Source organism: Pseudomonas sp. PGPPP1 (assembly GCF_002255865.1).
Lineage (GTDB): Bacteria > Pseudomonadota > Gammaproteobacteria > Pseudomonadales > Pseudomonadaceae > Aquipseudomonas > Aquipseudomonas cremoris.
The window spans coordinates 60,887-72,845 of record NZ_NKIG01000011.1 but is presented as its reverse complement, the minus strand read 5'-3'; the positions used below and the strand labels follow the sequence as shown (position 1 = coordinate 72,845).

The following is an 11,959-nucleotide window of genomic DNA, read 5'->3' as shown; positions in this document are numbered from 1 at the left end:
CCGCTGTTTTATTGGGAATTATCCAACAATTAAATCCACTCTCAAAAAGTTGCTTAGTTTCGCTGTGCGGAATATGATTTTGTTTTGTTGATTTTATAAAAAAATGAGGATTAACATGCGCCGTCGAAACCCGGACCCGGACAGCACCGAAGTCCCTGCAGGCAACAACGCCTTCGAGCATTTGTTGATTGACCCGATGAACAGCGATGAGGAGGAAGACAAAGACCGCCAGTTCGTCACCGCCCTGGCACGCGGCCTGGAATTGCTGCGCTGTTTCACGCCGAGCGAGAGCGTACTGGGCAACCAGGACTTGGCGCGCAAGACCGGGCTGCCGAAGCCGACGATCACCCGCATGACCCACACGCTGACACGCCTGGGTTACCTCAAGCACCTGCCGCAGTCGGGCCGGTACCAGTTGGATGTGGGCGTGATGGCCTTCGGTTACGCGATGTTGTCGAACCTGTCGGTGCGCGCCGTGGCCCATCCGTTGATGGAGACCATGGCCAAGTACGCCCAGGCGGCCGTAGCGATGGCCACCCGGGACCGGCTGGACGCGGTGTACTTGGACGTGGTCCAGGGCGAAGCGAACATGACCATGCGCCGCCAGGTGGGTACGCGCTTGCCGTTGCACCTGAGTTCAGCAGGCCGCGCCTGCCTGGCAGCGATGCCGGAAAACGAGCGGGAATTCATCCTCGACCACATCCGCCAGCGTCATCTGGAGGACTGGCCGACCATCCGCAAGGGGCTCGAACGCGCCTTCCGGGACTACACCGACTTCGGCTATTGCATGTCGATCGGTGAGTGGCACCGCGATGTCAATGCCATCGCCGTACCGCTGCTGCATGCCCAACACGGCTTGCTGGCGTTCAACTGTGGCGGACCGAGTTTCCACCTCTCACGGGAGAAACTCGAAGACGACATAGGGCCACGCCTCAAGCACATGGTGAACAATATCGAGGCCGCCGCCCGCTAGCAGGACAGGTGCATGGCCTCGGCAGATTGACGATAACAGGCCCGCTGAACGGGCCGCTGAGGACTGCACATGATCCGAGACGCACAAACGCTTCATATCCTGGTGGACGCCATTGCGCAGTTCGTCGACGAAGCGCTGATCCCCCGGGAAAACGAAGTCGCCGAGACCGATGAAATCCCGGCGGACATCGTCAGCCAATTCCAGGACATGGGCCTGTTCGGCCTGACCATTCCCGAAGCCTACGGCGGCCTGGGCCTGACCATGGAAGAAGAGGTGACCATTGCCTTTGAACTGGGGCGCACCTCCCCGGCCTTTCGCTCCTACTTCGGCACCAACAATGGTATCGGCTCCATCGGCATCCTGCTGGACGGTACCGATGCGCAGAAGGAACACTACCTGCCGTTGCTGGCCAGCGGCGAATTGCTCAGCTCGTTCTGCCTCACCGAACCGGACTCCGGCTCCGACGCCGCCTCGCTGAAAACCACCGCCGTGCGCGATGGCGACCACTACGTGATCAACGGCACCAAGCGCTTTATCACCAACGCCCCTCACGCCGGAATCTTCACCGTGATGGCGCGCACCGACCCGGCAATCCGCGGTTCGGGCGGTATCAGCGCGTTTATTGTCGAGCGCGATACCCCCGGCCTGTCTCTGGGCAAGCGTGACCACAAGATGGGCCAGCAAGGTGCGCATACCAGCGACGTGATCTTTGACAATGTGCGCGTGCCCGCCGACCAGTTGATCGGTGGCGTGGAAGGTGTGGGTTTCAAGACCGCGATGAAGGTGCTCGACAAGGGCCGCCTGCATATCGCCGCCGTCAGTGTCGGCGCTGCCGAGCGCATGCTGAACGACGCCTTGCACTACGCCATCGACCGCAAGCAATTTGGCCAACCGATTGCTGAATTCCAACTGATCCAGGCCATGCTCGCCGACAGCAAGGCCGAGATCTACGCCGCGCGCTGCATGGTGCTGGACGCTGCGCGCAAGCGTGACGAGGGCCAGGACATTGGCACCGAAGCCTCGTGCTCGAAGATGTTCGCCACCGAGATGTGCGGCCGGGTCGCCGACCGTTGTGTGCAGATCCATGGCGGCGCTGGCTATATCAGCGAGTACGCCATCGAACGTTTCTACCGGGATGTGCGCCTGTTCCGCCTGTATGAAGGCACCACGCAAATCCAGCAGTTGGTGATTGCCCGCAACATGATTCGCGCGGCGCAACGCTAGGCCTTACCGCTCCACCCATACCCAATGCCCTAACAACTACAAGCAAGGTATCGCTATGGAAGTCGCCGCATCGGCGGGCGCGTTGTCGCCTGCAAAAAGCAAACTGTGGATTATCGTGTTCATCTTCTGCTTCCTCGGCCTGTTGATCGATGGCGCAGACCTGATGTTGCTGTCCTACAGCCTCAGCAGTCTCAAGGCCGAGTTCGGCCTGAGCAGCGTCGAAGCCGGCAGCCTCGGCAGCTTTACCCTGGCCGGCATGGCCATCGGTGGCATCTACGGTGGCTGGGCCTGTGACCGTTTCGGCCGGGTAAAAACCGTGGTGTGGAGCATCGTGCTGTTCTCCGTCGGCACGGCGATCCTGGGCATGACCCACAGCTATTGGCAGTTCGCGAGCACGCGCTTCTTCGCCTCCCTGGGCTTGGGCGCGCTGTATGTGGCGTGCAATACGCTGATGGCGGAATACGTGCCGACTCGCTACCGCACCACCGTGCTGGGCACCCTGCAGGCCGGTTGGTCGGTGGGTTACATCGTTGCCACGTTATTGGCCGGCTGGATCCTGCCCGAGCACGGCTGGCGCTGGCTGTTCTACGTGGCGATCATCCCGGTGATCCTCGCTGTATTGATGCAACGCCTGGTTCCGGAGCCCCAAGCCTGGATCACCGCCAGAGCCGAGCGCGCCAAGGAGAAAGCCAGCGGCACTCGCAACGCCTTGAAGAAAAAGCCCGACGGCATGTTCAAGCTGATCTTCAGCGACCCGAAGGCCAGCCGCATGTTCTTGCTCTGGGCCCTGACCGCCGGCTTCCTGCAGTTCGGCTACTACGGCGTGAACAACTGGATGCCGTCGTACCTGGAGAGCGAGTTGGGGATGAACTTCAAGTCGATGACCAGTTACATGGTCGGCACCTACGCGGCGATGATCTTCGGCAAGATCCTCGCCGGCCTGGCCGCAGACCGACTGGGCCGCCGCGCGGTGTTTGCGTTCGGCGCCCTGGGCACGGCGATCTTCCTGCCGGTGATCGTGTTGTTCCAGAGCCCGGAGAACATCCTGTGGATGCTGGTGGTATTCGGCTTCCTGTACGGGATTCCCTACGGCGTGAACGCGACCTACATGACCGAAAGCTTCGAGGCGAAGTTTCGCGGTTCGGCCGTGGGCGGCGCCTACAACATCGGGCGCATTGGTGCAGCCGTGGCGCCGGCGGCGATCGGTTTCCTCGCCTCCCACGGTTCCATCGGCATAGGTTTCCTGGTGATGGGCGGCGCGTACTTTATCTGCGGTGTAATCCCCGCGTTGTTTATTCGCGATAAACAATTCGACCCGCAAAAACAGTAAGCCGAGCCCTTACTTGCCAAATAACTGGCGCCATAGTTCAGCGACTGTTTTTAGCGATAAGAACAGTTGACTGATTTATAAGGAGTTTTATTTAATCAGAACGATTTGGCATGAATATCGCTCTAACTTTTCTCAAGCAGGTTAGGCGATGACAAGACGTGCGGCGGTGCCCAGGGGTTATAACCGGTTGCAAAGCGGTTTAAACTGTTACTCATGTTTTACGGAACTGAAGGAACAGTAAGACGCCTGGCATTTGCCACTCTCATCCAGCCTGTAAGACAGCTAAGTGCTTAGAGGCCGTTCGCTTATGAAAACACCCACCCAGACCAACGCAATTGACTTCGACAGTGCCAAATTGCAACGCCTGGGTTTTGGTCAGCCGTCCCTGCTTCCACGTCGCCGCACCACCATTACGCAACTGCGCCAGCAATTGGGCCTGCAACTGCAAACCAGCCTGGAGCCGGAGCGCATCCTCGGGGTGTTCTTTCGCGAGGTGCAGCGCCTGGTGCCTCTGGACGCCCTGCAATACCGCCACGAAGCCAGCGACCTGCGCCTTGAATTCGGCCATCGCGGCCACCACTCGGTGAGCTACAGCCTGAGCCATGAAGGTGAGCACCTGGGTGAGCTGATCTTTCGCCGCAACCAGCGCCTGACAGAAGAGGAACTCGGCCAACTCGAATCCCTGTTGGCGACGCTGCTATACCCCATGCGCAACGCATTGCTATATCGCGCCGCCACCCGCAGCGCCTTGCGCGATCCGTTGACCGAGACCGGCAACCGCGTGGCCATGGACCAAACCCTGCAACGGGAAATCGACATGGCGCGCCGGCATCTGAACCCATTGTCTTTGCTGATGCTGGACATCGATCACTTCAAGAACATCAACGACACCTACGGCCACGCCGCCGGCGATAACGTACTGCGCGCCGTTGCCGGGGCGATCAAGGGCCAGTTGCGTAACGTGGATATGGTGTTCCGGTTTGGCGGGGAAGAGTTCCTGATCTTGTTGTCCAACACCGGTCGCGATGCCGCGGCAATGGTCGGTGAACGCCTGCGCCAGGCAGCACAGACCCAGGATTATTGGGCGGATGGGACGCGGATCGAATTGACGGTGAGCCTGGGCTGCTCGACCCTACTGGCTGCCGAGTCTGCCGAAAGCCTGTTGCGCCGGGCTGACAATGCCCTGTACGTGGCCAAGCGCGAAGGTCGTAATCGCTTGGCAATGGCGGGGTAAGTCCCCCGCCACCGCATTCACATCACGCTTCGCTGGCGACCCGCGCCGGGCGCTCACGCACCGCTACCGAAGGGGCTTTTTCCTTCTCCAGGCGCATGCAGCTTTCCAGGAACAGGTACATGTAGTCATAGCTCTTGCACACGGCCTGGCGCAGCTCAACCTGCAGAGCCTTGCTCGGGTTCATCCCGGCCAGGGTGCAGATAATTTCCAGGGCTTCCCACGGGTGGGCGTCATCGTACTGGGCGTGCATCTTCAGCCACTTCATCGCACGCTTGCGGTCTTCCTCGGGGAAGGCTGCCGCATAGACGCCGGTGGAGCACACCACGGCAGACCACTCCCCAGTCGCCCCCTCGATTGCATAGTTGGTCGCAGCAATGGCCACGATCAGCGAGTCAGCCGAGCTGGTGTGCCAGCACCAGTGACTCAGTGCGTGCAATTCCGGCGGCACGTTCTGGGCCTGCAAGTCTTCCAGGCTGACACCGTGGGCGCGGGCCCAATGCACCCAATAGTCGGCATGGTTCAGTTCCACGCGAATATTGCGCATCAGCCAGCGGCGCGCCATGTCCTCCCCAGGATGGCGGGCAAATTTGGTCTTGGTGAGGTTCTGTGCCATGTACAAGGCAAACTGTTCAACGACGGGCCAGCCACCGATCAGGTAGTGACGCATGGTCTTGGCGCTGAGCGTGTTATCGCGCATGCGCTGGTACAGTTCGTGTTCGACAACGCGACGCTTGCTCTCGCTACAGTCCTGGATCAATTGCTGCGCCCAGGCGGGGTAACTAGAGGCTTCCATAAGCGGGCCGGTTCTGTTGAATGTGTCGATCACTGTCGGGCTCCTTTTGATGTGTGATTGTACAGACCAGCAAACGTTTCAGCGGAATGTGCCGGGCGCCTTGAACAACAAAGGCTGCGGCCGCACAGGTCGACACTGCAGGCTATCAAAGGTAAACAATTGCGGTCGTTCAATCAGGTAACCCTGAGCGTAATCCACACCAATTTCGAGTAATGCCTGTTCGATCTGTGGTGTCTCGACAAATTCTGCAATTGTGCGCTTACCCATGACGTGGCCGATGTGGTTGATCACTTCGACCATCGCACGGTTAATCGGGTCGTCCAGCATATCCTTTACGAAACTTCCATCGATCTTCAGGAAGTCTACAGGTAAATGTTTAAGATATGCGAATGAGGACATTCCGGCACAAAAGTCATCCAGGGAGAAGTAGCAGCCTAAGGCTTTGAGTTCATTAATAAAGCGGATTGCACTCCCGAGGTTTGCAATAGCACTGGTTTCGGTGATTTCAAAACAGATCATCGCCGGCGGGATGTTGTAAGCGTCAAACTTCTCACGCAAGAACCCGAGAAAGTCTTCATCGCCAATGGTAATGCCTGACAGATTGATCGCACACATCGCCATTGGCAGGCCCGGACGTTCCTGCATGCAGCGAGCGATGATCTTGAACACGTTCTCCACCACCCAACGGTCCAGCGACGTCATCAAGCCATAGCGCTCGGCAGCCGGGATAAAGCTGTCCGGCAGGATGATGCGGCCCGCCTCATCATGCAGGCGCAACAAGATCTCGATATGCCCATTACCACCATCGGTATTGCCCAGGGGTGAAATTTCCTGGGAGTACAGGCAAAACCGGTTTTCTTCCAAGGCCATGTGCAACCGCTGCACCCAGGCCATTTCGCCAAAGCGCAGGGACAATTCCGAGTCATCGGCGTGGTACACCTGCACGCGGTTGCGGCCTTTTTCCTTGGCCATATAGCACGCCATGTCGGCGGCGCGCAGCGAGGTTTCCAGGGTGGTCGGGGTTTGGGAGATATGCACCAGGCCGATGCTGACGGTGGTCATGAACGGCCGACCTTTCCACACAAAATGCAGGCTTTGCACGGTGTGGCGCAGGCTCTCGGCGATTTTCTCCGCCACCGGTGCCGGGCAGTTTTCCAGCAGGATGCCGAACTCATCGCCCCCAAGGCGCGCCAGGGTGTCGCCTTCACGCAGGTCCGATTGCAACAGCGCGCAGATATGCCGCAGCAGCTCGTCGCCCGCCGCATGGCCGCAGGTGTCGTTGACCAGTTTGAACTGATCCAGGTCAAGGAACATCAGCGCATGCCGCCCGCCTTGTGCAAGCCCGGCCGGGTGCAGCACTTGCTCCAGGCGGAACTCGAACTCGCGACGGTTGGCCAGGCCGGTCAGGGCGTCATGGGTCGCCTGCCACGACAGGTTGGCGATGTATTGACGCTCCTGGGTCATGTCATGCAACACCAGCACCGCGCCGCTGACCTTGCCGGCGCTGCGGATCGGCGCCCCCACCAGCGTTACTGAAACCGTGCTGCCATCCAGACGCTGGATGGTCTTTGAATGCTCGCTGCCGCCCCGGAGTTGCCCTTTGACGATATGTTCGATCAGCGTAAAGCCGTCGGGCTGGGCATTGTCATCCAGCAGGTTGAACAGCGCCGCCAAAGGCAGGCCCTGGGCCTGGGCGGAATTCCAGTGGGTCAACGCTTCGGCCGCTGGGTTCATGTAGGTGATAGCGCCATCGACGTCGGTAGTAATCACGCCGTCGCCAATCGACTCCAATGTAATCTGCGCCCGCTCCTTCTCCTCCTGCAAGGCATCGGCAAAGGCGTGGCGCTGGGTCAGCAGCTTATGGGTGCGCAACAACGCCAGCACGATCAGGCCCAGGGCCGTGGCCAGGTTGGTGATCAACAGCAGCCGCAGAATCATCCGCGAACCTTCGCCCAGCGCATCACTAAAGGCCTTGGCCGCTGGCGTCACCCCATCGTTGATGGCAATGATATGGGCCTTCCATTGGCGCACATCGTTGGCACTTACTTGGTCGCGGCGGATCGACTGATGCATCTCCCGCGCCAGGTCATCAAGTTGCACCAGGTAGCCATCGCCGACGGTCCACAGCTCGATGGCTTTTTCCAGGTAGCTGAAATGACGAAAATTGAGGTACAGCCAGATCAGGCTGGACACGTCATCCGGGTGGTTGCCGCCCTTGAGGATGCCCAGCCGCGCGGCCGTAAGGTCCGGGGTGGAGCGGTCGAGGGCGATGCGCAACTCGTGCCCGCCCTGGGGTACAGCAATCGCTTGCTGATACTTGAGGTAAGTTGCCTCGTCGCGATTGTCGGCATAGAGCGTCAGGTAATAGATGGCGTCTTTCTGGCCCTTGGACCACAAGCTCTCGCCAGCCACGTAGCCACGCACGGCTGAAAGCACGTAGAGACTGACGCAACCCAACAATGCCTGGAACAGCACCACGGCGATAAAGGGCCACACAATGCCCAACAGCCGAGGCGTTCCGAGAGTCCGCTTTTGCTTCATGAAGTCCCTTGCACATGCACTGCTTGGTACGCACGCGATAATTCGCTTCCGATAGCTCAGCCTAGGCTAAATCAACGTACTTGTTGCAAGTGTCCATATAACTTGGCGTACAGGCCGCCGTCGGCAATCAACTGCTGATGATCGCCATCCTCAGCAATATGACCACCGTCAAACACCAATACTCGATCCGCCTGTTTAACCGCCGACAGACGGTGGGCGATTATCAGTGTAGTACGACCACTGAGAAACCGCGCCAGCGCCTGGTGCAGGTTGTACTCGGTAGCGGCGTCGAGGGCGGAAGTCGCTTCGTCGAGGATCACCACTTTCGGTTCGGCCAGCACCATGCGTGCAATCGCCAGGCGCTGACGCTGCCCACCGGAAAAACGCACGCCGGAGCGCCCGACCACACTGTCCAGCCCCATCGGCAATGCCTTGACGGTAGCATCCAGCTGGGCGATTTCCAGCGCCTGCCAGCATGCCTGGTCACTGCGGGTGCGGCCCATGGTCAGGTTGGCGCGCACGGTGTCGTTGAACAGCGCTGGGTGCTGCAACACCACGGCAACGTGCTCGCGAATGGTCTCCAGGCCAATTTCCTGCTGGGTTGCACCGCCGAAACGAATACTGCCGGCCTGTGGCGTATACAGCCCGAGCAACAGTTGCACCAAGGTACTTTTGCCGCCGCCACTGGCACCGACAATTGCAACTTTTTCACCGGGCGCGATGGCCAGGTTCAATTGATTGAGCACCAGGTCTTCGCCGTAACCAAAATCGAGGCCGCGCACTTCGATGCCGACGGTTTCCCGTCCGGTAAACGGGTCTTCCCCACCGGCGTATTGCGGCTCGTCGGCGCGCGCCAACAGCTCGTTGATGCGCGTCAGTGCCCCGCCTGCGGCGTAGTAGGCGTATTGCAGGTTGAGCAACTGCTCCACCGGCCCGATCATGAACCACAGGTAGCTGAACACCGCGAGCATCTGGCCGATGGACAGGTCGGAAAACAGCACGGTGAGCATCGCGGCTGCACGAAAGATGTCGATACCGAACTGGAACAGCAGGCCACTGGCGCGGCTGGAGGCATCGGTCTTCCACTGCGAATGAATGGCGTAGTCGCGCACTTCCTGAGCACGCTGGCCGAGACGCCCAAGGAAGAAGCCCTGGCGGTTGCCGGCACGCACTTCCTGGATCGCGTCGAGGGTTTCAGCGAGCGCCTGGGTGAAGCGCGAAGTACTGTCGTTCTCCAGCTTTTTCAGGTGTTTGACGCGTTTGCCCAACTGCACCGTGGCATAGATCACCAGCGGGTTGAAGAGCAGGATCAGCAGTGCCAGTTGCCAATGCATCCACACCAGGATCGCCGACGTCCCCACCAGGGTGAGCATGGCCACCAGGAAGCGGCTGAGGGTTTCGCCGACGAACTTGTCCAAGGTGTCCAGGTCGGTGACCAGGTGTGTGGTGACCGTACCGCTGCCCAGGCTTTCGTATTCGCCCAGCGAGATGCGCTTGAGCCGTTCGATCAGGCGCACGCGGATGCGGTACACGATATCCTTGGCCAGGCGCGCAAACAGCCGCGCCTGCACCACGTTGAACACCAGCGCACCGCAACGCAAAAGCAGGGTCACCAGCAGCATCAGGCCGATGTAACCGGCAGCTTTCTGCCAACCCAGCGGCAGTGCATGGTTCATTACTTTGAGGGCGGCGTCGCCATGGCCCAGCAGCACTTCGTCCACCAGCAACGGCAACAGCAAGGGAATGGGCACGCTGCACAGCGTCGCCAATACGGCGACGCCGTTGGCGATCCACAGGGATTTTTTATGGCGCAGGGCCAGGCGGCGAATCTCCGCCCAGGTCAGTCGATCAGCACGCTTGCCAGGTTCATGCACAGCTTGCTCGCTCCAGCCATCGGGCGAGCAGTGGCGAAAGCTCGGACAGCGGTTGATAGCCGTTAGTCAACAACGCCAACTGACCATTGCGCTCAGCCAACAACGTCGGGAAACCGGCGATGCCAAGATCCTGCACCCAGGTAAAATCGGCAGCGGTTGCCGCGTGTTGCTCGGCACGATCGAACGCGCCAGCAAACTCGATACGCGGGATGCCCGCCTCCTCGGCCAGTTCCACCAGCACACTGGCGAGGGTCACGTCGCGGCCCTCGACATAAAACGCGCGCTGGATCAGCCCCAGCAGCGTCCACGCACAATCGGGTGCCAGGCTGCGCGCCGTCACAATGGCGCGGCACGCGGGTTCGGTGTCATACACAAAACCGTCGGGCAACGCGCCTTCGCGCTTGAACGGCTGGCCAGTAGCCTCGGTGACCGCCTGCCAGTGCTCAAGGATGTAGCGTCGCGTGGTCGGCTCCAATGCCGCGCCGCTGCCGGTGCGCAAGCCGCCCACCACCAGGTGCAGCTCCACGCCGGCCGCGTGGGCCTGCTCAACCAACGCTGCGGCCACCGGGGCAAAGCCCCAGCACCAGGAACACATCGGGTCCATTACATAGAGCAGGCGCGCGGACATGGCTCAGGCCTCGGAAGGTGATTGCTTGTAGTTGAAGCCTATCGGGTGCGGCATGTTGCGCGCCTTGGCCAGCTCGATCTGCTTCTGCCGGTCGATGGCGCTGCGGCGAGTCTTCTCCGGCAGCTTGTCCCAGCAGTGCGGGCAACTGATGCCGGCCACATAGTGCTCGGATGCGCGGTCTTCGACGCTCACCGGCGTGCGGCAAGCATGACATTGATCGTAGTCGCCTTCGCTCAAGTCGTGGCGCACGGTCACGCGATTGTCGAAAACAAAGCAGTCGCCCTGCCACTTGGTTTCCTCCTGCGGCACCTCTTCGAGGTACTTCAGGATGCCGCCCTTGAGGTGATACACCTCGTCGAAGCCTTCGCTCAGCATGTAGCTCGACGCTTTCTCGCAACGAATGCCGCCGGTGCAGAACATGGCGACTTTCTTGTGTTTGGCAGGGTCGAAGTTGGCTTTGATGTAGTCGGGAAATTCGCGAAAACTGGTGGTTTTCGGGTCGATCGCGCCCTCAAAAGTGCCGATGGACACTTCGTAGTCGTTACGGGTGTCGATCAACAGCACTTCCGGGTCGCTGATCAGCGCGTTCCAGTCTTGCGGCTCGACATAGGTGCCGACCTTTTTATTGGGATCGACGCCTTCGACGCCCAGGGTCACGATCTCTTTCTTGAGCTTGACCTTGGTGCGGTAGAACGGCTGGTCGTCGCAGTAGGATTCTTTGTGGTCGATATCGACCATGCGCGGGTCGGTCTTCAACCACGCGATCAGGCCATCAATGCCTTCGCGGCTGCCGGAAACGGTGCCGTTGATGCCTTCTTCGGCAATCAGCAAGGTGCCTTTGATGCCGTTATCGACCATCGCCTGCAGCAGTGGCTCGCGCAGGGCGACGTAGTCTTCGAGGGTGACGAACTTATACAGTGCCGCCACGACAATCGGTTGAGTCATGGGTGTTCTCTCCAGGTGGCTACCCTCGTAAAGGGTGAACCGGATGCAAAAAAAACGCGCCGGCTAAGCGGCGCGTTGCGGATTCTAACAAATGCCGGGTGTCAGAGACACCTGATCATCAGTCATGCCCGCCGGCGCAGGTCGGCGAGGCCGGGGCTGCGTCGATTTTCGCCCACTCATCGGGCGTATAGGTATGCAGCGCCAGTGCATGAAACTCGCTCATCAGGTCACCCAGGGTGGCGTAGACCTTCTGGTGGCGCTTGACGCGGTTGAGCCCCTCGAACTGCGGGCTGACCAGCACGGCCTTGAAGTGGGTCTGCAACCCACGGCTGTGCATATGGCTTTCATCCAGCACGCTCAGGTGGTCGGTGCCCAAGGCGGCAAGCGCCGTTTCGATACGCTGTTGCATGGTCATTC

The 11,959-nt window shown here is 60.1% G+C and carries 10 protein-coding genes; 4 read left to right on the top strand and 6 right to left on the bottom strand.

All coding sequences use genetic code 11. The annotated features are described in order from the left end of the window. Window positions 1-103 precede the first annotated feature (103 nt). The 4 genes from CFE47_RS14380 (at window position 104) to CFE47_RS14365 (ending at window position 4,761) form a co-directional block, all read left to right on the top strand. Window positions 104-973 carry an IclR family transcriptional regulator gene (locus tag CFE47_RS14380; protein ID WP_233081203.1) on the top strand — a complete coding sequence of 290 codons (870 nt, stop codon included), beginning with the start codon at window positions 104-106 and terminating at the stop codon, window positions 971-973. A gap of 69 nt (window positions 974-1,042) precedes the next feature. Beyond that, a complete protein-coding gene (locus CFE47_RS14375) occupies window positions 1,043-2,197 on the top strand; it encodes an acyl-CoA dehydrogenase family protein (RefSeq protein WP_286837945.1) in 1,155 nt (384 codons plus the stop codon). 55 nt (window positions 2,198-2,252) lie between these two features. Continuing rightward, window positions 2,253-3,527, top strand: coding sequence for an MFS transporter (locus CFE47_RS14370; protein WP_286837943.1), 1,275 nt, complete (start codon window positions 2,253-2,255; stop codon window positions 3,525-3,527). 307 nt (window positions 3,528-3,834) lie between these two features. After that, on the top strand, window positions 3,835-4,761 hold the full coding sequence (locus tag CFE47_RS14365) for a GGDEF domain-containing protein (protein WP_286837941.1): 927 nt from the start codon (window positions 3,835-3,837) through the stop codon (window positions 4,759-4,761). Between the two features lie 22 nt (window positions 4,762-4,783). On the opposite strand, the gene CFE47_RS14360 is transcribed toward CFE47_RS14365, so the two are convergent. The 6 genes from CFE47_RS14360 to CFE47_RS14335 all read right to left on the bottom strand — a co-directional run bounded on the left by CFE47_RS14360 (window position 4,784) and on the right by CFE47_RS14335 (window position 11,957). Then, window positions 4,784-5,554, bottom strand: coding sequence for an iron-containing redox enzyme family protein (locus CFE47_RS14360; RefSeq protein WP_376750101.1), 771 nt, complete (start codon window positions 5,552-5,554; stop codon window positions 4,784-4,786). 78 nt (window positions 5,555-5,632) lie between these two features. Next, on the bottom strand, window positions 5,633-8,095 hold the full coding sequence (locus tag CFE47_RS14355) for an EAL domain-containing protein (protein WP_286837938.1): 2,463 nt from the start codon (window positions 8,093-8,095) through the stop codon (window positions 5,633-5,635). Window positions 8,096-8,166: 71 nt separating this feature from the next. After that, window positions 8,167-9,969: an ABC transporter ATP-binding protein gene (locus CFE47_RS14350; protein ID WP_286837936.1), complete on the bottom strand. Its 1,803-nt coding sequence runs from the start codon at window positions 9,967-9,969 to the stop codon at window positions 8,167-8,169. Next, window positions 9,962-10,564 (bottom strand): DsbA family protein, encoded by a 603-nt coding sequence (locus tag CFE47_RS14345; RefSeq protein WP_286838099.1) that lies wholly within the window; start codon window positions 10,562-10,564, stop codon window positions 9,962-9,964. The genes CFE47_RS14350 and CFE47_RS14345 overlap by 8 nt, the downstream gene beginning before the upstream one ends. A 36-nt stretch (window positions 10,565-10,600) precedes the next feature. After that, window positions 10,601-11,542: an oxygen-dependent tRNA uridine(34) hydroxylase TrhO gene (gene trhO / locus CFE47_RS14340; RefSeq protein ID WP_286837934.1), complete on the bottom strand. Its 942-nt coding sequence runs from the start codon at window positions 11,540-11,542 to the stop codon at window positions 10,601-10,603. A gap of 118 nt (window positions 11,543-11,660) precedes the next feature. Then, complete coding sequence (locus tag CFE47_RS14335; RefSeq protein ID WP_185703844.1) at window positions 11,661-11,957, bottom strand: BolA family protein; 297 nt, start codon at window positions 11,955-11,957, stop codon at window positions 11,661-11,663. Window positions 11,958-11,959: the final 2 nt, after the last annotated feature.